We start from the raw sequence: 21,226 nt of genomic DNA, 5'->3' as shown, positions 1-21,226 counted from the left end.
GGCCGCCCGCCCCCGGACGTACGAGGACCACCTTGCTGCAGGACATCGAGCCCTACCTGGCCTGCCCGCACTGCGGCGGGCCGCTCGCCCTCGACGGCCGGACCCTGCGCTGCCCCGCCGGGCACAGCTTCGACCAGGCGCGGCAGGGCTACGTCAGCCTGCTGCCCGGGGACGCCCACACCGGGACGGGCGACACCGCCGAGATGGTCGCCGCCCGGGACGCCTTCCTCGCGGCCGGCCACTACCGTCCGATCGCCGACGCCCTCGCCGACGCCGCACAGGGCGCGGCCGGCCTGGTCGCCGACCTCGGCGCCGGCACCGGGCACTACCTCGCCCACGTCCTCACCCGGCTCGGCGGCGAGCTGCCGGGCGCGGCCCTGGATATCTCGAAGTACGCGCTGCGCCGCGCCGCCAAGGCCCACCCGCGGATCGGCGCCGTCGTCTGCGACGCCTGGCGCCCGCTGCCGCTCCGGGACGCCTGCGCCGACCTGGTGCTGAACGTCTTCGCCCCGCGCAACGGGCCGGAGATCCGCCGGGTGCTGCGCCCGGGCGGGCGGCTGCTGGTCGTCTCGCCGACCTCCCGTCACCTGCACGAACTGGTGGCCGGCCTCGGCCTGCTCTCGGTGGACGAGGACAAGGACCGCCGGATCGAGGACAAGCTGAGCCCCCACCTGACCCGTACCGACCGGGCGGAGGTGGAGTTCACCCTGCGCCTGTCCCGGGCCGACGCGGCCGCCGTGGTGGGCATGGGCCCGAACGCCTGGCACACCGCGCCCGAGCGGCTGGCGGCGGCGCTGGCCGGGCTGCCCGAGCCGGTCGAGGTGACCGGCTCGGTGCTGGTGACGACCTACCGGTGACCTCCGTGGCCTCCCGTCGGTGACCCCGGGGCGCGGTCGGATCACGTCGGTTGACGCGGGGCAACGGTTGGGGTGGGCGGAATCCGTGGGTTTCCCCAACCGCCGGTGAAGGTGCTGACTCGTTGGGATGAATGTCTCGGGGAGGCACGTTTCTGCTGCTCAGCGCGGGGTTAGGGTCCACCGGGTGACCAGCGAAGCCGCTCCCGGCGTCCGGCCGCCAGGCCCCCTCGCGTCCGCCGTCCGTCCGGACGACGGCCCCCGGCACCGGCCGGACGGCGGCCCCCGGCTCCGTCCGGCCGTCGAGGAGTTGCGGCTCACCTCGTTCAAGTCCTTCCGCCGTGCCGCACTGCCGCTCTCCCCGCTCACCGTCCTGCACGGCCCGTCCGGGGTGGGCAAGTCCAACGCGCTCGACGCCCTGGCCGTGCTCTCCCGGCTCGCCCTCGGCGAGGAGATCCAGACCTCGCTGGACGGCACCGCCAGCCTCACCGGCCCGCTGGCCGCGCCGGTCCGCGGCGGGCTGCTCGGCTGCGTCCCGCACGGCCGCAACGCGATCATCCTCGGCTGCACGGTCCGTTCCTGCGCCGGGCCGATCCGGCTGGAGGTGGTGATCCGCACCGACGGTCCGGTCCGGATCGCCCGCGAGTGGCTCACCCTGGACGGCGAGACCCTGGTCGAGACCGGCGAGCAGGACCCGGCCCGCGGCCGGATCAACGTCACCTGGCACAACGACACCCGGCAGGGCGACATCCGGGCCCCGATGCCCAGCAGCAGCCTGATCACCGCCCAGCTCCCGCTCCGGGTCGCCGGCTCCTCGCCCGGCGAGCGGAAGGTGCTGGCCGCCGCCGAGCAGATGCTCACCGCGCTGCGCGAGGTCTTCCCGCTGCACCCCGTCCCCGCCGCGATGCGCGGCTGGTCCCGGGCCGACCCGCAGGCCCGGCTGCTCAGCACCGCCACCAACATCTCCGCCGTCCTGGCCCGGCTCAAGCAGGGCTGCACCCGCCGCTACGGACGGCTGCTGAAGGCCGTCCAGGCAGCCGCACCGCACCCGCTGCTCGGCCTGGACGTCGCCCGCCGGGGCAGCGGCCCCGAGGAGCGGCTGCTCGCCGTCTTCGACGAGGGCGTGCTCGGACGCACCGGCGCCGACCAGGCCTCGGACGGCATGCTGCGGCTGCTCGCCTTCGCCGCCGTGCTGCTCACCGGCGCCGGGGTGCTGGACGTGGACCCGGCCGCCGAGGTGCCGCCCGCCCACCGCCAGCTGACCGTGCTCGCCGAGGACCTCGGAGCGGGCCTCGGCCGGGAGCAGACCGCCTCGCTGCTGCGGGTCGCCGAGGAGGTGTGCGCCAAGGGGGACATCCGGCTGCTCGGCGCCCTCCAGGAGCCCGCCGCGGCCCGGGAGGTGCCCGGGGTGGAGCTGGTCGAGTGCCGCCGGGATCCCGCCACCGGGCACAGCGTGCTGCTGCGGCCCGAGTCGCTGTGGGTGCCGCCGCAGGGCGGACGGGCGGGGGTGGGGGGTTCCGGTGCCCCGGGGGCCGGTGGCGCGGGCTTCGGTGGCGCGGGCTCTGGTGTCGCGGGTTTCGACGGTGTGGGCTTCGGCGGCCCGGGGGCCGGTGGCGCGGGTGATGCGGTAGACCTGGGGGCGTGACCGAACGACACACCCTGGAGTCCCTGCAGCGGCGGCTGGAGGAGTTCGCGGCGGCCCGCCGCTGGCAGCCCTTCCACACCCCGAAGAACCTGGCGGCCGCCCTCAGCGTGGAGGCCGGCGAACTGCTGGAGGTCTTCCAGTGGCTGACGCCCGAACAGGCCGCCGGGGTGATGGCCGACCCGGACACCGCGCACCGGGTGCGGGACGAGGTGGCCGACGTGCTGGCGTACCTGCTGCAGTTCTGCTCGGTGCTCAAGGTGGACCCGCTGGACGCGCTGGCGGCGAAGATCGACCGCAACGAGCTGCGATTCCCGCTGGAGTGAGATCTCGGGGTTTCTTCACTCGTGTGGGGGACTCCGGTTGTCCACAGGCCCGGGTTGTCCACAGCTTTCCGAGGGGGTCTGGGCCCGCGCCCGCCACCACCGCACCCTGGCTTGCGACCGGCCGCCGACGCGGCGGCCGCGCGAGCGAGGGGAGCGGTTCCGATGGACGCGCTACGACTGATCAAGACGGCCCGGCACGCCCTGGCCGAGGCCCGGACGGTGCCGGACGCCCTGCACGAGGCCTGGCAGGCGGGGCTGCTCACCGAGGCGGTCGGCGCCCGGATCGCCGACCGGGAGACCGGCGAGGCCGGTGCGCTCGGCCAGCTGCTCTGCGACGCCGGCGGGCACGCGGCGGCCTGCCTGGACCAGCCGTCCGACGACCCGGACGATCCCGGCGGCGGTGACGGCGAGTGGGCCGGCGGCGGCCGGGTGGAGCGGCTGGACGAGCTCGGCGAGCTCGAACCCGTGCTGCGCGAGCTCGGCGGCCTGCTCCACGAGGTGGCCGAGACGCTGGTGGTCCTGGCCTGCGGGGCGGACGGCGAGAGCCTGTACTGGCGCTGCATCGACGGGGTGGACGCCGGAGCCGAGTGCAAGGAGCTGGTGGCGGAGCTGCTGCGGACGCTCGGTCAGGGCGCCGACGGCCAGGAGAGCTTCGACCGGGAGCACGGCCATCCCCGCCTGGCCGACCCGGCCGCCTGGGACGCCGACACCCCTGGGTACGTTCCGGTGGGTGACGGTCCGGCAGGCGACGGCTCGGTGGGGGAGGGGCCCGCGGGTGAGGAGCCGGGCGGGGACGTCCCGGACGGCGACGCCTGGGACGGGGTGGACCCCGACCCCTGGCCCGAGGAGGAGTTCGAGGGCGCGGCGGCCCTCCGCGGCGAGGGGACGCCCCTGGTGGTCCGGCTCGGGCCGCCGGGCCCGGGTGAGCCCGGCCCGGGTGCGTCGGGCCCGGGAAGACAGGGTCCGGGGGAGCCGGACACCGGCCCGGGCCCGCGGAGGGCGCCCGGCGGCTACCGGCCGGCCGGGGAGGTCCCGGTCGCCCTGCCCTGCCCCTCGGTCGCGCGGGCGGCGGAGGACTGCAGGTCGGCGTCGAGACCGGCCAGGTCGGTGCTGATCGAGGCCAGCAGCGCCTGCATCTGCTCCAGCAGTGTCCTGGGGGTCTCGGGGACGTCCTCGGGCGTCCCGTGCGGGGCGACGGGTGGCTCGGCCCAGGGCTCGGTCATGAGGGGGCCCCTTCAGCTCGGTGGTCTCGGTGGTGCGGTGTGATCCGACGGTCGGCGGTTGCGCCGGTCGGCGGTGCCGCCGGTCCAACGAGCCCCCGACGTGCGCGGTCACCACGGACCACCCGTTGAGGTCCATCCCCCGCGCCGTGTCAGCCGCAGGGGTGAGCCGGGTTTGCGGGTCGGCACCCGGCTGGGCTAGCGCCCGTCCGCCGGGGCCGATCCGGGGAAGACGACCCGTGGAGCCTCGCCGGCCGGGTCCCGGCCATCGGAACGGGACCGACCGAGGCAGGGCCAGGACCACGCGCGGACCCGGAGCGGAGCAGGACCGGATCCGGGCACCGACACGGTCACGAACGCGGCCGGGCCCCGGCGCCGAGGTGACGGCGCCGGAGCCCGGCCGGGGACCACAGGAGGTCAGTTGTGCGCGTGCAGATCGGCGTTCAGACCGCCCCAGGAACCGGAGCGGGCGATCACCTCGACCGCGCCGCTCTGCGAGTTGCGGCGGAACAGCAGGTTGTCCTGGCCGGAGAGCTCGACCGCCTTGGCGATCGTGCCGTCCGGGGTGGTCACCCGGGTGCCCGCGGTGACGTACAGGCCGGCCTCGACCACGCAGTCGCTGCCCAGCGAGATGCCGATGCCCGCGTTGGCGCCCAGCAGGCAGCGCTCGCCGACCGCGACGACCTGCTTGCCGCCACCGGACAGGGTGCCCATGATCGAGGCGCCGCCGCCGATGTCGCTGTGGTCGCCGACCACGACGCCCGCGCTGATCCGGCCCTCGACCATGGAGGTGCCCAGGGTGCCGGCGTTGAAGTTGACGAAGCCCTCGTGCATGACCGTGGTGCCCTCGGCCAGGTGGGCGCCGAGGCGCACCCGGTCGGCGTGGGCGATCCGGACGCCGCCCGGGGCGACGTAGTCGGTCATCCGCGGGAACTTGTCGATGCCGTACACGGCCAGCTGGCCGCCCTGGGCGCGGACGGCCAGGCGGGCCTGCTCGACGTTGCCCACCGGCACCGGGCCGATGGAGGTCCAGGCGACGTTGGCCAGCAGGCCGAAGATGCCGTCCAGGTTCTGGCCGTGCGGCTTGACCAGGCGGTGGCTGAGCAGGTGGAGGCGCAGGTACACGTCGTGCGTGTCGAGCGGCTTCTCGCCCAGGGAGGAGATGGTGGTGCGCACCGCGACCACCTCGACGCCCCGGCGCGCGTCGGCCCGCAGGGCGTCGGCGGCGCCCGCGCCGAGCGCGGCCTCGGCCTGCTCGGCGGTCAGCCGGACGGTGCCGGCCGGGCCGGGCTCGGCCTGCAGCTCGGGCGCGGGGAACCAGGTGTCGAGAACAGTGCCGTCGGCGGCGATGGTCGCCAGGCCGGCGGCGACGGCGCCGGTCGCGAGGGTGGAGGTTTCAGCAGTCACATCCTGCACGTTAACCAATACCGGCAGGGGCTGACGAACACGCTCACCGTCCGGACAAAACCCGGTGCCCGGCCGGCACCGGCTCCGGGATACTCGGGCGGGTGTTCATATCGATCTCCACCACGGGCACGTCCGAGCGGCCTGCCACCGACCTGGGCTTCCTGCTGCACAAACACCCCGACAAGGTGCAGCGGTTCTCCACCTCCCACGGCGTGGCGCACGTCTTCTACCCGGAGGCCACGGCGGAGGCGTGCACCGCCGCGCTGCTGCTCGACGTCGACCCGATCGCCCTGGTCCGAAAGGGCCGCGGGCAGGGCCGCGGCGGCAGCCCCGACCTCGCGCTCGCCCAGTACGTCAACGACCGGCCGTACGCCGCCTCCTCGCTGCTCGCGGTGGCGCTGCGGACGGTGTTCCGGACGGCGATGAAGGGCGTCTGCGAGCACCGGCCCGAGCTGCCCGGCCAGGCCCTCCCGCTGCGCGTCGCGCTGCCCGCGGTGCCGGCCGGCGGCGACGGTGGCGGTCCGGCCCTGGTGCGGCGGCTGTTCGAGCCGTTGGGGTGGCAGGTCGAGGCCGCGGCGGTTCCGCTGGACACCGCCTTCCCGGAGTGGGGCGACTCCCGCTTCGCCCGGGTGGAGCTGACCGGCACCGTCCGGCTGGCCGAGGCGCTGCAGCAGCTGTACGTGCTGCTGCCGGTGCTGGACGGCTCGAAGCACTACTGGGTCGCGCCCGACGAGGTGGACAAGCTGCTCGCCGCCGGCGAGGGCTGGCTGGCGGACCACCCGGAGCTGGGTCTGATCACCCGGCGCTACCTGGCCCGCCGCTGGTCGCTCACCCGGCTGGCGATGGAGCGGATCGCGCTGGCCCGGCTGGCCGAGGCCGACGACCGGGAGGCCGAGGAGCTCGACAACGCGGTCGACGACCAGGTCGGCGAGGTGGACGGCGGCGGTGCCGGGGTCGGCGAGGCGGCCGGCGACGCTGCCGGTGCCCCGGCGGGTGACTTTGCGGGGGAGGGGTCGGCGGTCGGCGCCGAGGCTGCGGAGAAGCCGCGACCGCTGGCCGCCCAGCGCCGGGAGGCGATCGTGGCCGCGCTCGCCGAGTGCGGGGCCGCCCGGGTGCTCGACCTCGGCTGCGGCCAGGGCGAGCTGGTCGGCGCCCTGCTCGGCGACCCGCGGGTGACCGAGGTGCTCGGGGTGGACGTGTCCTCCCGGGCGTTGGCCGCCGCCGCCCGTAAGCTTCGGCTCGACCGGATGCCCGAGCGCCTGGCCGCCCGGGTGAAGCTGGTCCAGGGCGCGCTCACCTACACCGACGCCCGGCTCAAGGGCTACGACGCGGCGGTGCTGTCCGAGGTGATCGAGCACCTGGACCTGCCCCGGCTGCCCGCCCTGGAGTACGCGGTGTTCGGGGCGGCCCGGCCGCAGGCCGTGGTCGTCACCACGCCGAACGTCGAGTACAACGTCCGCTGGGAGACCCTCCCGGCGGGGACGGTCCGGCACGCGGACCACCGCTTCGAGTGGACCCGCGCCGAGTTCGCCGCCTGGGCGGACAAGGTCGCCGGGACGTACGGCTACACCGTGACCCTGCGGCCCGTCGGTCCGGTCGACGAGGAGGCCGGCGCGCCGACCCAGCTGGCCCTGTTCCTCCTGACCACCGCCGACACCGCAGCCGTCACCGACACCGCATCCACCACCGCCACTGCAGCCACTGCAGCCACCGCCGACACTGCAACCGTCACCGACACGGCCGTCACCACCGACATCCCGGCCGAGCGGCCGACCCGGACCTCCGCCGAGGGGAGCGCGACCCGATGACCACCGACGCACAGCCCGCCGTCCGTCGGCTTCCCGTCACCGACGTCTCGCTCGTCGTGCTGATCGGCTCCACCGGCTCGGGCAAGTCCACCTTCGCCCGCCGGCACTTCCAGCCCACCCAGGTGATCTCCTCCGACTACTGCCGGGGGCTGGTCGCCGACGACGAGAACGACCAGTCGGCCTCGGCCGCCGCCTTCGACGTCCTGCACTACATCGTCGGCAAGCGGCTGGCCGCCGGCCGGCTCACCGTGGTCGACGCCACCAACGTCCAGGTGGAGGCCCGCCGGCAGCTGATCGCGCTGGCCCGGGAGCACCACGTGCTGCCGATCGCCATCGTGCTGGACGTCCCGGCCGAGGTCTGCGCCGCCCGGAACAGGTCCCGCCCGGACCGCCAGCTGCCCGCCCACGTGATCCCCCGCCACCAGCGGGAGCTGCGCCGCTCGCTGCGCGGCCTGGAGCGCGAGGGCTTCCGCAAGGTGCACATCCTGCGCGGCGAGACCGAGATCGAGACCGCCGAGGTGGTGCCCGAGAAGCGGTACAACGACCTGCGCCACCTCACCGGCCCGTTCGACGTGGTCGGCGACATCCACGGCTGCCGCTCCGAGCTGGAGTCCCTGCTGCTCCGCCTCGGCTACACCCTCACCCGGGACGAGCAGGGCCGCCCGGTCGACGCCGTGCACCCCGAGGGCCGGACGGCGGTGTTCGTCGGCGACCTGGTCGACCGCGGCCCGGACACCCCCGGTGTGCTGCGGCTGGTGATGGGCATGGTCGCGGCCGGCCACGCCCTCTGCGTCCCCGGCAACCACGAGAACAAGCTCGGCCGCTACCTGGACGGCCGCAAGGTCACCGTCTCGTACGGCCTGCAGGAGTCGATCGACCAGCTGGCCGGGGAGCCGGAGGAGTTCATCGCCGAGGTGCGGGCCTTCATGCGCGGCCTGGTCAGCCACTACCTGCTGGACGGCGGCCGGCTGGTGGTCTGCCACGCCGGCCTGCCGGAGAAGTACCACGGCCGGGCCTCCGGCCGGGTCCGCTCGCACGCGCTGTACGGCGACACCACCGGCGAGACCGACGAGTACGGTCTGCCGATCCGCTACCCGTGGGCCGAGGAGTACCGCGGCAAGGCCCTGGTGGTCTACGGCCACACCCCGGTGCCGACCGCGAGCTTCGTCAACAACACCATCTGCCTGGACACCGGCTGCGTGTTCGGCGGCAGCCTGACCGCCCTGCGCTACCCGGAGCGGGAGATCGTCGAGGTGCCGGCCGAGCAGGAGTGGTACGCGCCGGTCCGGCCGCTGCGCGCCGAGGCGCCCGGCGGCCGGGAGGGCCGCCCGCTGGACCTGGCCGACGTGGCGGGCCGGCGGATCGTGGAGACCGCCCACCACGGCCGGGTCTCCATCCGCGAGGAGAACGCGGCCGCGGCGCTGGAGGTGATGAGCCGGTTCGCGCTGGACCCGCGCCTCCTCGCCTACCTGCCGCCGACCATGGCCCCCTCCGCGACCTCCCGTCGCGAGGGGTACCTGGAGCACCCGGAGGAGGCCTTCCTGGCCTACCGGCACGACGGCGTGCGCGAGGTGATCTGCCAGGAGAAGCACATGGGCTCGCGGGCGGTGGTGCTGGTCGCCCGGGACGAGTCCGCGCTCGAGAAGCGGTTCGGTCTGGCCGGCCCGGGGGCGATCTGGACGCGTACCGGCCGGGCCTTCCTCAACGACGAGGAACTGACCGGCGCCGTGCTCGACCGGGTCCGGGCCGCCGCCGAGCGGGCCGGTCTGTTCGAGGAGCTGGGCACCGGCTGGCTGCTGCTGGACGCCGAGCTGATGCCCTGGTCGCTGAAGGCGGCCGAGCTGCTGCGCCGCCAGTACGCGGCGGTCGGCGCCGCCGCCGGTGCGGCGCTGCCCGAGGTGCTGGCCGCCCTGGAGCGGGCCGACGGGCGCGGCCTGGAGGTCGCCGAGCTGACCGAGCGCCAGCGCCGGCGCGCCGCCGACGCGGAGGCGTTCACCGCCGCGTACCGCCGCTACTGCTGGCCGACCGAGGGCCTGTCCGGGATCCGTCTCGCGCCCTTCCAGGTGCTCGCCGCGGAGGGCGCGAACCTCGCCGTCCGTCCGCACGACCGGCACCTGGAGTGGATCGACCGCCTGGTCGCCGCCGACGACCCGGCCGCGCCGATCCTCCGGAGCACCGGCCGCCTGCTGGTGGACACCGCCGACGAGGCCTCGGTCGCCGCGGCCGTCGCCTGGTGGGAAGAACTCACCGAGGCTGGCGGTGAGGGCATGGTGGTCAAGCCGCTGGCCTCGCTGGTCCGCGGCGGCGCCGCGAGCGAGGGCCGGCCCGGCGGGCAGCTGGTCCAGCCCGGGGTGAAGGTCCGCGGCCGGGAGTACCTGCGGATCATCTACGGGCCGGACTACACCCGGTACCTGGACCAGCTGCGGCAGCGGTTCCTCGGCCACAAGCGGTCGCTCGCCCTGCGCGAGTACGCCCTCGGCCTGGAGGCGCTGGACCGGCTCGCCGCGGGCGAGCCGCTCTGGCGGGTGCACGAGCCGGTGTTCGCCGTGCTCGCGCTGGAGTCCGAGCCGGTCGACCCGCGGCTGTAGGCCGCTGCACCCGCAGCGGCGGGAGACAGGCGTCCGGTGGAACGGGAGCAGGGCTCGGGGTGGATCCCCGGGCCCTGCTCCCTTGCGTTCCCGTGCCGCCAGGGCCCGGGCCGGGACCCCGACCCGACCTCCCTTGCATAGAAATTCCGATACTCGTATACACTTCCCGTCTCAGGTCCGACCGATCCAGGAGCCCGGCATGGCGTTCAACCTCCGGAACAGGCACTTCCTCAAGGAGCTCGACTTCACTCCGCAGGAGTTCTGCCACCTGGTCGACCTGGCCGCCCAGCTCAAGGCGGCCAAGTACGCCGGCACCGAGCAGCCCCGTCTGCGTGGGAAGAACATCGCCCTGATCTTCGAGAAGACCTCCACCCGGACGCGCTGCGCCTTCGAGGTGGCCGCCCACGACCAGGGCGCCTCCACCACCTACCTCGACCCGGCGGGCTCGCAGATCGGGCACAAGGAGTCGATCAAGGACTCCGCCCGGGTCCTCGGCCGGATGTTCGACGGCATCGAGTACCGCGGCCACGGCCAGGAGATCGTCGAGGAGCTGGCCGCGCACGCCGGCGTCCCGGTGTGGAACGGCCTGACCGACGAGTGGCACCCCACCCAGATGTTGGCCGACGTGCTGACCATCCGGGAGCACTCGGCCAAGCCGCTCACCGAGGTCGCCCTCGCGTACCTCGGCGACGCCCGCTCCAACATGGGCAACTCGCTGCTCGTCACCGGCGCCCTGCTCGGCATGGACATCCGGATCGTGGCGCCGAAGGAGCTCTGGCCGGCGGAGGCGGTCCGCAAGGCCGCGCAGGGCCTGGCCGAGGTCAGCGGCGCCCGGATCACCCTGACCGAGGAGGTCGCCGCGGGCGTCGCAGGGGCCGACTTCCTCTACACCGACGTCTGGGTGTCGATGGGCGAGCCCAAGGAGGTCTGGGCCGAGCGGATCGAGCTGCTGAAGCCGTACCAGATCTCGATGGAGACCGTGCGCGCCACCGGCAACCCCGGCGTGCGGTTCCTGCACTGCCTGCCGGCCTTCCACGACCTGGGCACCGAGGTGGGGCGGCAGATGTTCGAGGCCACCGGGATGACCGAGCTGGAGGTCACCGACGAGGTCTTCGAGTCCGCCCACTCGGTGGTCTTCGACCAGGCGGAGAACCGGCTGCACACCATCAAGGCCGTCCTGGTCGCCACCCTCGGCTCCTAAGCCCATCGGGCAGGTGCTTCGGGGGCGCGGCGCTGCCGAGCCCCGAAGCGTTCGGCCGTGGGGTCGCGCCCGTTCAGAACTCCACGTCGACGCAGCCCACCCGGTCGCCGGCCGCGTGCTTCCCGGCCGCGCGTGCGGTGTGCAGCACCACCGAGCGGGCCTCGCCGGGCCGGAACCGCCAGACCACCGTGGACCGGGCCGATCCCGAGCCCGACCCGTCGGTCCGGACGGTCAGCCGGACCTCGTTGCGGTCGTTGGCGTACGCCGGGTCGGTGGACGGCTGCACCGGGTCGGCCCAGTGCTGGTAGTGCGGTCCCGCGGCGGCCGGGTCGGCGCCGCAGGTGCCGGTGTGCACGTGCGCCGGGAACTCCGTGCCCGGCGCGACGCCGGTCAGTTCCACCCCGACCGTGGTGCGTCCGGGGGACTCCGCCAGCGTGACCCGGACGTGCGAGCCGTACGGGAGCAGGTCCGGGGCGTAGCTGATGGCCTTCGGAGGAATGAAGGCGGTCGCCGGGTCGAAGTCGGCGTCGGTCGCCGTCGCCGGCGGGACGAGCGAGGGCAGCAGCGCCAGCGGCAGCAGCGCGGCGGGGAACGCGAGGGGCATCACGGGCCTTCCGACGGAGCGTCAGCGGGAAACCGCCGATTGCACCGCCCACCGTGGCCGCCCCCGCCCCCAGGGGGCACGTCGCCGTGCCGCCCGGTCACCCGGACGGGCGGTCGGCGGTCAGGAGACTGACGTCGCCGTCATCAGCAGTCCGGCCAGCACCGAGGCGGCGTTCGCCGTCCCGGACACGGCCAGCACCACGGCCGGCGGCAACCGGTGCGAGGCCCGGTCCGTCCCGTCCACCCCCTCCCCGCCCCCGGCAACGGCCCGCACCCCGCCACGCCGCGGGCCGGCACCCCGCACCCCGCCACGCCGCAGGCCGGCACCCCGCACCGGGCCCGCCGACACCCGGAGCAGGACCGCCTCGACCAGGCAGACCGCGGCCTCGGCGAGCACGAAGGCCGTCCAGTAGGCTGCCGGCGCCCCGGCGGTGAACCGTCCGAGGAACCACCAGAGCGGCGGGTGCGTCGCACAGTTGACCGCGACGGCGGCCAGCGCGGCCCGTCCGGGGCGGACCGGGCCGAGGGCGGCCAGCGCCGCGGTGTACAGCGGCACCTCGACCAGCAGGGTGAGGGCCAGGGCCAGGGAGTACGGCACGGCGAGATCGTGCCACGGGGAGGAGCGGCGTGGCGACAGCGGTGGCCCCGGGGCTGCGTCCGGCCGGCGGCGTGCTCCCCTCCACGGCCCTCGCGGCGGCCGCCGTCCTCGCCCTGGCGCTCGCGCTGCGGACGCCCGCCTCACTCGCCGTCCTGGGCCTCGCCACCTTCGGCATCCTCCACAACGTGCTGGAACTGCGGTACGTGGCCGGACGGTTCGAGCAGGTCCTGACCGGCCGCCTGCTGCGCCTGCTGCTGGTGCTGATCACCGGCATCCTGTGCTGCCGGCTGCTGCCGCCCGGCCCCGTCTCCCGGACCGGCGAGATCCTGCTCGCGTACGGGCTGCTCGCCGCCACCTGCGGGTACGCGCTGCGCGGGCGCCCGCTGCCGCTGCTCGGCGCGGCGGGCGGGCTGCTGCCGGCCGCCGCCTGCTCGCTGGCCTTCCCCGGGTACCACTTCGTGGTGCTGACGCACCTGCACAACCTGGTGCCACTGGTCTTCCTGTGGGAGTGGTCGCGCCGGATGCCGCGCGGGCGGACGGCGTTCCTCGCGGTGCAGTGCGGCTGGGTGCTGGCGGTGCCGGCGCTGCTGCTCTCCGGCGCGCTGGACCGGTGGCTCGTTCCGGGCGGTTCCGCCGTGGACCGGCTCGCCGCCGCCTACACCCCGCCGGCCTGGCTGCACACCTCGGCCGGGCTGCGGTTCGTGGCGGTGTTCGCCTTCCTGCAGACCATGCACTACGTGGTGTGGGTCTGGTTCCTGCCGCGCCACGCGCCGGACGCGGCCGCCGCCTTCGACCGCCGGGTCCCGCTGCTGCGGGGCCGGCGGGCCTGGCTGCTCGGCGCCGCGGCCGGTGCGGCCCTGGCGGTGCTGTTCGCCGGTGACTACGCGCAGGGCAAGGCGCTCTACGCGGCGCTGGCCAGCTACCACGCCTACCTGGAGTTCCCCGTCCTGCTGCTGCTCGTCCTGGGCCTCGCCGAACCGGGCGCGCCCGGAGTTCCCGGCGTACCTGGAGTGCCCGGCGTACCCGGAGCGTCCAGGGTGCCCGGGAGCGGCGGCATCCTCCCCGAAAGGAAGACCCATGTTCCTGGCTGACATCGCTCCGGAGCCCGACGTCGCGGGCGGCCCGCTGGTGATCGTGGTGGTGGCCGCCGTGGTGGCGGCCGGCGTCGCGGTCCTGGCCTGGCTGGCCCGCTCACGCCGCCGCGGCTGACCGCCGGAAGCGGAACCGGGAGTGCTCTCGGGGCGCCGCTACCCGCGGTCGCGGGCCGGCCCGATGCCGCGGATCTCGCAGCGCGGTCCGCTGGACCGCATCAGCCGGAGGTCCGCGGTGACCAGGGGTGCCCCGAGCCGTTCGGCGAGGGCGACGTAGGCGGCGTCGTCCGGGGTGAGGTTGTCCTTCAGCTCCCAGATCCGGCCGAGCAGCGGCGCCACCTCCTCCTTGCGGATCGCGATCGTCGGGAGTTCGGCGGCCACCTCGGCGACCCGCTCGGCGGTCAGTTCCCTGGCCAGGTAGAGGCCGCGCAGCGACTGCATCACCTCGATCACGATGTGCTCGGGCGCGGCCCACTCGCCGTCCGCCGCCAGCAGGGCGCGGGCCTCCTCGCCCCGCTCGCCGCGGTCGGCCAGGGCCAGCACCAGCGCGGACGCGTCCACCACGATCATTCAGCAGCCCCCGGAACTCGGCGTGTCGCCAACGGACCCCACCGTAGTCCCGCCCGGCCCGCACCCCGAACCGGGGCCTGCCGTCCCGGTCGAGCGGTCCACGCCGGGCGGGAGCGCCGCCTCCCGCGCGTACGGGGTGATCACGGACTCGGCCCGGGCGGCCTGGGCGGTGTCGACCCGCTCCGACCACCCGCTGCCCATCGCCAGCTTCCCCAGCTCGCTCACCTGGAGCGGCAGCGTCTTCCCGGCCGTCGGCTCGGGTGTGCGGCCGGTGGGCGACCAGCGCTCGGTGACCACCACACCCGAGCGGTCGGGGCGGACCAGGAACGCCCGGAGCGTGGTGCCCCCGGCCCCGGGCAGGGTGTGGAACACCAGGTACTTCCCGCCCTCCTGGTCCTGCCGCTGGCAGGACGCCCCGGTGGTGTCGGCCCCCGCCACCATGTAGTCGCACGGGCGGGTCAGGTCCCAGAGGTCGGTGGTGGCCCCCAGGTCGCTGACCACCCGGACGGTGAACTCCACCCGCCCCGCCGGGGTCTTCGCCAGCAGCCGGCCCTGGACCTCGCGGTAGGTCGACAGGTCCCGCTCGTTGCCGGTGAAGTCCTGGAGGTCGAACTTCCACGGCCGCAGCAGGTCGGCCAGGATCAGGTCGGCGGTCCGCCCGGTCAGCGGCACCGTGTCGGGGTCGGTGGGAGCGGCCAGGCCCGGGGGACCGGCCGGGAGCGTGTCCGCCGGGCCGCCGGGGGCCAGCAGCAGGGCGCCGCCCAGCGCCAGGGCGGCCACCGCCGCCACGGCGCCGCCCGTCACGGCCCGCCGGCGGCGCCGGATCGAGCGGCCCTCGCTCTCCGCCCCGGTGATCAGCCGGCCGAGGTCCGGTGACGCGCCGCCCACGGCCCGTCCGAACACCTCGGTCAGCTCCTGCTCGTCCATCTCCTGCGGGGTCCTCTCTCGCGTGGTCGGGGTGGTGCGGCGGTACGGCGGCGGCGGTACAGGGGTCGGCGTGCTGCGGGACCGGGGTCAGGTGACGAAGGTGTCGAGCTGGGAGCCGAGGAGCGCGCGCAGCCGGCCGAGGGCGCGGAGGCTGCGGGCACGCACCGTTCCGGCGCTGAGCTGCAGGGCGGCGGCGGTCTGCTCGACGCTCCGGTCCTCCCAGTACCGCAGCACCAGCACCGCCCGGTCCTTGGGCGCCAGCCGGGCCAGGGCGGCCAGCAGCGCGACCCGCAGGGTGGGGTCCTCCCCGGGGGCGGTCTCCTCCGGCAGCTCGCCCAGGGCGGGCTGCTCCGTGCTGCGGCGCAGCCGGCGGTGCGAGAGGTAGGCGCGGACCAGCACGGTGTGCGCGTACGCCTCGGGGTTGTCGGCCTGCCGGACCCGGTTCCAGGAGGCGTAGATCCGGGCCAGCGCGGTCTGGGTGAGGTCCTCGGCGAGGTGCCAGTCGCCGCACAGCAGGAGGGCGCTGCGGAACAGCCCGGTTCCCCTGGCGCGCGCGAACTCCTCGAACTCGCGCTGCTGCTCCGCCCGCCGGCCGCCCACGGCCACCCCGCCCCTCGCTCCGCCCCCGGCTCCCGCCCCTACAGGTGATCCGACGCCGCGGGCGTGCGGTTGCGTTACGGGATCCGCGGGTGAAGTTTGGACGCAGCCATGCACTATGGTTTATCTCGACATCGAGATAACTTCGCGCTACGATTTATCTTGACGTCAAGATACTTGCCGAGAGGCGCACGCCTTCCATCATCGGCGGGTGAGCTTAACTAAGGCTTACCTTACCACCGGGTGGACCCAGAAGGAGTCAGTCGTGTCCGCGAACAGCTTCGACGCCCGCAGCTCGCTGCAGGTGGGCGACGAGTCGTACGAGATCTTCAAGCTCTCCGCCGTCGAGGGTTCCGAGCGGCTGCCGTACAGCCTCAAGGTCCTGCTGGAGAACCTGCTCCGCACCGAGGACGGCGCGAACATCACCGCCGACCACATCCGCGCCCTGGGCAACTGGGACGCGACGGCGGAGCCGTCCGAGGAGATCCAGTTCACCCCGGCCCGTGTGATCATGCAGGACTTCACCGGTGTGCCGTGCGTCGTCGACCTCGCCACCATGCGTGAGGCCGTGAAGGAGCTGGGCGGCGATCCGGCGAAGATCAACCCGCTGGCCCCGGCCGAGCTGGTCATCGACCACTCCGTCATCGCGGACAAGTTCGGCACCCCGGACGCCTTCGTCCAGAACGTCGAGATCGAGTACGGCCGCAACAAGGAGCGCTACCAGTTCCTGCGCTGGGGCCAGACCGCCTTCGACGAGTTCAAGGTCGTCCCGCCCGGCACCGGCATCGTCCACCAGGTCAACATCGAGCACCTGGCCCGCACGGTCATGGTCCGCGGTGGCCAGGCCTACCCCGACACCTGCGTCGGCACCGACTCGCACACCACCATGGTCAACGGCCTCGGTGTGCTCGGCTGGGGCGTCGGCGGCATCGAGGCCGAGGCCGCGATGCTCGGCCAGCCGGTCTCCATGCTGATCCCGCGCGTGGTCGGCTTCAAGCTCAACGGCCAGCTCCCGGCCGGCACCACCGCCACCGACCTGGTGCTCACCATCACCGAGATGCTGCGCAAGCACGGTGTGGTCGGCAAGTTCGTCGAGTTCTACGGCGAGGGCGTCTCCGCCATCCCGCTGGCGAACCGCGCCACCATCGGCAACATGTCGCCGGAGTTCGGCTCGACCTGTGCGATCTTCCCGATCGACGCCGAGACCATCAACTACCTGAAGCTCACCGGCCGCGACGAGCAGCAGCTCGCCCTGGTCGAGGCGTACGCCAAGGAGCAGGGCCTCTGGCACGACCCGTCGGTCGAGCCGGTCTACTCCGAGTACCTGGAGCTGGACGTCTCCACCGTCGTCCCGTCGATCTCCGGCCCGAAGCGCCCGCAGGACCGCGTGATCCTCGCCGAGGCCGCGGCCAAGTTCGCCGAGGCCCTGCCGACCTACTCGGAGCAGGCCTCCAAGCCGACCACGGTCACCGCCCCCGACGGCTCGACCTACGAGATCGACAACGGCGCGGTCGTGATCGCCTCGATCACCTCCTGCACCAACACCTCCAACCCCTCCGTCATGCTGGGCGCCGCCCTGCTGGCGAAGAAGGCCGTGGAGAAGGGCCTGCGCGTCCAGCCCTGGGTCAAGACCACCCTGGCCCCCGGGTCCAAGGTCGTCATGGACTACTACGAGAAGGCCGGCCTGCTCCCGTACATGGAGAAGCTGGGCTTCAACCTGGTCGGCTACGGCTGCGTCACCTGCATCGGCAACTCGGGCCCGCTGCCCGAGGAGGTCTCGGCCGCCGTCAACGAGGCCGACCTGGCGGTCGTCTCGGTGCTCTCCGGCAACCGCAACTTCGAGGGCCGGATCAACCCCGACGTCAAGATGAACTACCTGGCCTCCCCGCCGCTGGTGGTCGCCTACGCCCTCGCCGGCAACATGAACGTCGACATCACCCGCGACGCCCTGGGCAAGGACGCGGACGGCAACGACGTCTTCCTCGCCGACATCTGGCCCTCCGAGCAGGAGGTCGCCGCCGTCGTCGCCGGCTCCATCGACCAGGACATGTTCGACAAGGGCTACCAGGACGTCTTCGCCGGCGACCACCGCTGGCAGTCGCTCCCGGTCCCGACCGGCAACACCTTCGAGTGGGACGCCGAGTCCACCTACGTCCGCAAGCCCCCGTACTTCGAGGGCATGGCCAAGACCCCGAGCCCGGTGACCGACATCGCCGGCGCCCGCGTCCTGGCCAAGCTGGGCGACTCGGTCACCACCGACCACATCTCCCCGGCCGGCAACATCAAGCCGGGCACCCCGGCCGCGCAGTACCTCACCGAGAACGGTGTCGAGAAGCGTGACTTCAACTCGTACGGCTCGCGTCGTGGCAACCACGAGGTGATGATCCGCGGCACCTTCGCCAACATCCGCCTGCGCAACCAGATCGCGCCGGGCACCGAGGGCGGCTACACCCGCGACTTCACCCAGGCCGACGGCCCGGTGTCGTTCATCTACGACGCCTCGCAGAACTACCAGGCCGCCGGCACCCCGCTGGTCGTCCTGGCGGGCAAGGAGTACGGATCCGGCTCGTCCCGCGACTGGGCGGCCAAGGGCACCGCGCTGCTCGGCGTCAAGGCCGTCATCGCCGAGTCCTACGAGCGCATCCACCGCTCCAACCTGATCGGCATGGGCGTGCTGCCGCTGCAGTTCCCGGCCGGCCAGAGTGCCGACTCCCTCGGCCTGACCGGCGAGGAGACCTTCTCCATCACCGGCGTGACCGAGCTCAACGAGGGCCGCACCCCGAAGACCGTCAAGGTCAAGGCCGGGGACGTGGAGTTCGACGCGGTCGTCCGCATCGACACCCCCGGTGAGGCGGACTACTACCGCAACGGCGGCATCCTGCAGTACGTGCTGCGCAGCCTGCTCGGCTGAGCCACCCCGTAGGGCCCGAAGGCCGGATCGCTCTCTGAGCGGTCCGGCCTTCGCCGTGTCCGGACGCGGACGGATCCCTCGTCCCCACCGGATCCCTCGTCCCCACCGGCGCCCGCGTGGACGTTCGTCCGCCCCCGCGGCGGGGTATCGAGATGACGATCACGGCTCGTTGTGTTCATAGCTGCGCATTTCTCTGTTCAAACGCGCAACTTCGCGCTACCTTCTGTCTCGTCATCGGCAAGGTCGCGTTGCACATGCTGCACCGCCGACAACGCTTTGACCGTCACGCGGCGCCTCGGGCGGTCGGACTATTGCCGCCAGGTGAACAGTGGACTATACCTTTGCGCAGATCACCCGCCGCTGACCGGCGGATTTGCCGCTGGGCAAGCCACCAAAGGAAGTTGACACTTCGTCAGCCCCGTACAACCGCACCTTCTGGACACCGAGGGGTTTGGGCACTCATGGGCTCTGCAACCGAGTACAACCGTCGTGACATCTTCAAGCGGGCAGCCGGCATCGCCGTGCTCGCGGCCGGCGGCGGTTCGCTGCTGGCGGCCTGCGCCGGTGGTACCGGCGGCAGCGGGGACAAGGCGGGCAAGGCCGCCGGCTTCAACCTCACCGACGCCAAGAACCCGTTCGGCGTGAAGGACGGCGAGGGCCTCGAGGTCTTCATCTTCGACGGCGGCTACGGCAACGAGTACGCCAAGGCGTTCGAGGCGATGTACTCGAAGGTCTACCCGGGCGCGAAGATCAACCACCAGGCCGACAAGGACGTCACCGGCAAGCTCCAGCCGCGCTTCAACGCCGGCTCCCCGCCGGACGTCATCGACGACTCGGGCGCCAAGCAGATGAAGCTGGACGTCCTCGCCGAGTCCAACCAGCTCACCGACCTGGCCCCGCTGCTGGACGCGCCCTACATCGACGACCCGTCCAAGAAGATCCGCGACGTGCTGATGCCCGGCACCATCGAGTCCGGCACGGTCAAGGGCAAGGTCTACAACCTGTCCTACGTCTACACCGTCTTCGGCTTCTGGTACTCCGGCAAGCTCTTCAAGGACAACGGCTGGACCGCGCCGAAGACCTGGGCCGAGTTCATCGAGCTCTGCTCCAAGATCAAGGCCAAGGGCATCGCGCCGCTCGCCCACCAGGGCAAGTACCCGTACTACATCAACGTGGTCATGATGGACATGATCGCCAAGCAGGGCGGCCTCGACCTCATGAAGCGGATCGACAGCCTGGACGCCGCCGCCTGGGACGACCCGGCCGTCAAGACCGCCGTGGAGGCCTTCTACCAGGTCGTCGACAAGGACTTCCTGCTCACCGGCACCAACGGCATGACCCACACCGAGTCGCAGACCGCCTGGAACCAGTACAAGGCCGCCTTCATCCCCTCCGGCTCCTGGCTGGAGAACGAGCAGCTGCCCACCACCCCGGCCGACTTCGACATGACCTTCCTGCCGATGCCCTCGCTGCCCGGCGACAAGCTGCCGTTCGAGGCGATCCGGGCCGGCGCCGGCGAGCCGTTCATCGTCCCCGCCAAGGCCAAGAACGTGGCCGGCGGCCTGGAGCTGCTCCGGATGATGCTCACCAAGGAGGCCTCCGGCAAGTTCGCCCAGGCCGCCAACAGCCTCACCTGCCTCAAGGACGGCGTCGGCCCGGAGGTCAAGCTCCGCCCCGGCACCGCCTCCACGGTCACCGCGCTCAAGGCGGCCGGCAGCAACACCTTCAACTACCAGTACCCGAACACCGCCTCCAAGTTCGACGAGGACCTGCAGAACGCCTCCGGCGAGCTGATGGCCAAGCGCATCACTCCGGCCGAGTGGATCAAGCGGGCCAAGGAGTCGGCCACGAAGAACAAGACCGCCTGACCGAACGGTCACACCGCGCACCGGGGGCCCGCACCGCCCCCGGTGCGCACGCCCGAGGACAGGAGAGGTGACGATGCGTCACGGCAAGTACCCCTTCATCGTGGGGTTCCTCTTTCTCCCGATCGTGCTGTACGTCGGCCTGGTGCTGTGGCCGTACGCGCAGACCTTCGGATACTCCCTGACCGACTGGTCCGGGGCGAGCCAGGAGATGAACTTCATCGGCCTGGACAACTACACGAGACTCCTCGATGACGAGGTCTTCGGCGGCGCGCTGCTGCACAACCTGCTGCTGCTGGTGCTGCTGCCCATCGTGACCATCCTGATCGCGCTGTTCTTCGCCTTCATGCTCAACGTCGGCGGCAAGGGCGGAACCGGCGGCGTGCAGGGCGTGCGCGGTGCCGGCTTCTACAAGGTGGTGTTCTTCTTCCCCCAGGTGCTGTCCATCGCGATCCTCGCGGTGCTCTGGGGCGCGGTCTACCGCACCGACGGCAGCGGCCTGGCCAACGGCGTCCTGATCAAGCTCGGCCTGGTGGACGCCGGCGACCCGGTGCAGTGGCTCTCCGACCCGGGCCTGGTCCTGTGGTGCGTGCTCGCCGTCCTGGTCTGGTCCGGCGTCGGCTTCTACCTGGTGCTGTTCTCGGCGGCCATGCAGTCCATCCCCAAGGACATCTACGAGGCCGCCCTGCTGGACGGCTCGGGGCGCGGCCAGACCTTCTTCCGGATCACCCTGCCGCTGCTCTGGGAGACCGTCCAGACCGCCTGGGTCTACCTGGCCATCGTGGCCATGGACGCCTTCGCGCTGGTCTCCTCGATCACCCCGGGCGCCTACTTCGGCGGCGGACCCGACCACCACAGCGAGATCATCTCCACCTACCTGATGCGCAGCTTCCTGCGCAACGGCGAGGCCGGCTACGCCTGCGCCATGGGCGTGGTGATCTTCTTCTTCACGCTGATCCTGTCCATCGTCTCGCTCTGGGCCACCAAGCGCGACAAGATCGAGTACTGAGCGGGGCCG

At 73.1% G+C, this 21,226-nt stretch carries 18 protein-coding genes; 12 read left to right on the top strand and 6 right to left on the bottom strand.

Annotation, left to right across the window (positions count from 1 at the left end; all coding sequences use genetic code 11):
- Positions 1-32 precede the first annotated feature (32 nt).
- The 4 genes from ABWK59_RS12215 (at position 33) to ABWK59_RS12200 (ending at position 4,088) form a co-directional block, all read left to right on the top strand.
- Positions 33-857, top strand: coding sequence for a putative RNA methyltransferase (locus ABWK59_RS12215; protein WP_354640442.1), 825 nt, complete (start codon positions 33-35; stop codon positions 855-857).
- 184 nt (positions 858-1,041) lie between these two features.
- On the top strand, positions 1,042-2,499 hold the full coding sequence (locus tag ABWK59_RS12210) for an AAA family ATPase (RefSeq protein ID WP_354640440.1): 1,458 nt from the start codon (positions 1,042-1,044) through the stop codon (positions 2,497-2,499).
- Entirely contained in the window at positions 2,496-2,822 is a 327-nt protein-coding gene (locus ABWK59_RS12205) for a nucleotide pyrophosphohydrolase (RefSeq protein ID WP_354640438.1), read from the top strand. Before ABWK59_RS12210 ends, ABWK59_RS12205 begins: the two co-directional genes overlap by 4 nt.
- Before the next feature lie 162 nt (positions 2,823-2,984).
- Positions 2,985-4,088: a DUF6099 family protein gene (locus ABWK59_RS12200; protein WP_354640437.1), complete on the top strand. Its 1,104-nt coding sequence runs from the start codon at positions 2,985-2,987 to the stop codon at positions 4,086-4,088.
- Between the two features lie 371 nt (positions 4,089-4,459).
- Here the strand turns inward: ABWK59_RS12200 and dapD are convergent, their stop codons facing one another.
- The gene (gene dapD / locus ABWK59_RS12195) at positions 4,460-5,449 is read right to left on the bottom strand and encodes a 2,3,4,5-tetrahydropyridine-2,6-dicarboxylate N-succinyltransferase (protein ID WP_354640436.1); all 990 of its coding nucleotides are present in this window, start codon (positions 5,447-5,449) and stop codon (positions 4,460-4,462) included.
- Between the two features lie 101 nt (positions 5,450-5,550).
- Here dapD and ABWK59_RS12190 point away from each other — a divergent pair, with 101 nt between their 5' ends.
- From ABWK59_RS12190 to argF, 3 genes are all read left to right on the top strand, one after another.
- Positions 5,551-7,257, top strand: coding sequence for a 3' terminal RNA ribose 2'-O-methyltransferase Hen1 (locus tag ABWK59_RS12190; protein WP_354640434.1), 1,707 nt, complete (start codon positions 5,551-5,553; stop codon positions 7,255-7,257).
- On the top strand, positions 7,254-9,845 hold the full coding sequence (locus ABWK59_RS12185; RefSeq protein WP_354640433.1) for a polynucleotide kinase-phosphatase: 2,592 nt from the start codon (positions 7,254-7,256) through the stop codon (positions 9,843-9,845). The genes ABWK59_RS12190 and ABWK59_RS12185 overlap by 4 nt, the downstream gene beginning before the upstream one ends.
- A gap of 199 nt (positions 9,846-10,044) precedes the next feature.
- Complete coding sequence (gene argF / locus ABWK59_RS12180; RefSeq protein ID WP_354640432.1) at positions 10,045-11,046, top strand: ornithine carbamoyltransferase; 1,002 nt, start codon at positions 10,045-10,047, stop codon at positions 11,044-11,046.
- Between the two features lie 73 nt (positions 11,047-11,119).
- On the opposite strand, the gene ABWK59_RS12175 is transcribed toward argF, so the two are convergent.
- Positions 11,120-11,650, bottom strand: coding sequence for a superoxide dismutase family protein (locus tag ABWK59_RS12175; RefSeq protein ID WP_354640431.1), 531 nt, complete (start codon positions 11,648-11,650; stop codon positions 11,120-11,122).
- Between the two features lie 120 nt (positions 11,651-11,770).
- A complete protein-coding gene (locus tag ABWK59_RS12170; protein WP_354640429.1) occupies positions 11,771-12,247 on the bottom strand; it encodes a hypothetical protein in 477 nt (158 codons plus the stop codon).
- A 29-nt stretch (positions 12,248-12,276) separates the two neighbouring features.
- On the opposite strand from ABWK59_RS12170, the gene ABWK59_RS12165 reads away from it, so the two are divergent.
- Both ABWK59_RS12165 and ABWK59_RS12160 read left to right on the top strand, forming a co-directional pair.
- A complete protein-coding gene (locus tag ABWK59_RS12165) occupies positions 12,277-13,338 on the top strand; it encodes a hypothetical protein (protein ID WP_354640427.1) in 1,062 nt (353 codons plus the stop codon).
- On the top strand, positions 13,325-13,456 hold the full coding sequence (locus ABWK59_RS12160; protein WP_354640425.1) for a hypothetical protein: 132 nt from the start codon (positions 13,325-13,327) through the stop codon (positions 13,454-13,456). Before ABWK59_RS12165 ends, ABWK59_RS12160 begins: the two co-directional genes overlap by 14 nt.
- 38 nt (positions 13,457-13,494) lie before the next feature.
- Here the strand turns inward: ABWK59_RS12160 and ABWK59_RS12155 are convergent, their stop codons facing one another.
- From ABWK59_RS12155 to ABWK59_RS12145, 3 genes are all read right to left on the bottom strand, one after another.
- A complete protein-coding gene (locus ABWK59_RS12155) occupies positions 13,495-13,908 on the bottom strand; it encodes a type II toxin-antitoxin system VapC family toxin (protein WP_354640423.1) in 414 nt (137 codons plus the stop codon).
- Positions 13,909-14,835 (bottom strand): hypothetical protein, encoded by a 927-nt coding sequence (locus tag ABWK59_RS12150; protein WP_354640421.1) that lies wholly within the window; start codon positions 14,833-14,835, stop codon positions 13,909-13,911.
- Between the two features lie 87 nt (positions 14,836-14,922).
- Positions 14,923-15,441 carry a SigE family RNA polymerase sigma factor gene (locus tag ABWK59_RS12145; protein WP_354640419.1) on the bottom strand — a complete coding sequence of 173 codons (519 nt, stop codon included), beginning with the start codon at positions 15,439-15,441 and terminating at the stop codon, positions 14,923-14,925.
- Positions 15,442-15,697: 256 nt separating this feature from the next.
- Here ABWK59_RS12145 and acnA point away from each other — a divergent pair, with 256 nt between their 5' ends.
- From acnA to ABWK59_RS12130, 3 genes are all read left to right on the top strand, one after another.
- Positions 15,698-18,343 (top strand): aconitate hydratase AcnA, encoded by a 2,646-nt coding sequence (acnA, locus tag ABWK59_RS12140; protein ID WP_354640417.1) that lies wholly within the window; start codon positions 15,698-15,700, stop codon positions 18,341-18,343.
- Between the two features lie 461 nt (positions 18,344-18,804).
- Positions 18,805-20,211 (top strand): N-acetylglucosamine/diacetylchitobiose ABC transporter substrate-binding protein, encoded by a 1,407-nt coding sequence (ngcE, locus tag ABWK59_RS12135; RefSeq protein ID WP_354640415.1) that lies wholly within the window; start codon positions 18,805-18,807, stop codon positions 20,209-20,211.
- A gap of 73 nt (positions 20,212-20,284) precedes the next feature.
- Complete coding sequence (locus ABWK59_RS12130) at positions 20,285-21,217, top strand: carbohydrate ABC transporter permease (RefSeq protein WP_354644925.1); 933 nt, start codon at positions 20,285-20,287, stop codon at positions 21,215-21,217.
- Positions 21,218-21,226: the final 9 nt, after the last annotated feature.

The organism is Kitasatospora sp. HUAS MG31 (genome assembly GCF_040571325.1).
Classification (GTDB): Bacteria; Actinomycetota; Actinomycetes; order Streptomycetales; family Streptomycetaceae; genus Kitasatospora; species Kitasatospora camelliae.
Note: the sequence above shows the minus strand (reverse complement) of the source record. Positions and strands in the feature narration are given on the sequence as shown.

Bases quoted from the DNA above. Each gene is read 5' to 3' on its own strand.
- ABWK59_RS12200 (WP_354640437.1), top strand. From the start codon at position 2,985: ATGGACGCGCTACGACTGATCAAGACGGCCCGGCACGCCCTGGCCGAG.
- ABWK59_RS12185 (WP_354640433.1), top strand. From the start codon at position 7,254: ATGACCACCGACGCACAGCCCGCCGTCCGTCGGCTTCCCGTCACCGAC.
- argF (WP_354640432.1), top strand. From the start codon at position 10,045: ATGGCGTTCAACCTCCGGAACAGGCACTTCCTCAAGGAGCTCGACTTC.
- ABWK59_RS12175 (WP_354640431.1), bottom strand. From the start codon at position 11,650: ATGCCCCTCGCGTTCCCCGCCGCGCTGCTGCCGCTGGCGCTGCTGCCC.
- ABWK59_RS12160 (WP_354640425.1), top strand. From the start codon at position 13,325: ATGTTCCTGGCTGACATCGCTCCGGAGCCCGACGTCGCGGGCGGCCCG.
- ABWK59_RS12155 (WP_354640423.1), bottom strand. From the start codon at position 13,908: ATGATCGTGGTGGACGCGTCCGCGCTGGTGCTGGCCCTGGCCGACCGC.
- ABWK59_RS12150 (WP_354640421.1), bottom strand. From the start codon at position 14,835: ATGGACGAGCAGGAGCTGACCGAGGTGTTCGGACGGGCCGTGGGCGGC.
- ngcE (WP_354640415.1), top strand. From the start codon at position 18,805: ATGGGCTCTGCAACCGAGTACAACCGTCGTGACATCTTCAAGCGGGCA.
- ABWK59_RS12130 (WP_354644925.1), top strand. From the start codon at position 20,285: ATGCGTCACGGCAAGTACCCCTTCATCGTGGGGTTCCTCTTTCTCCCG.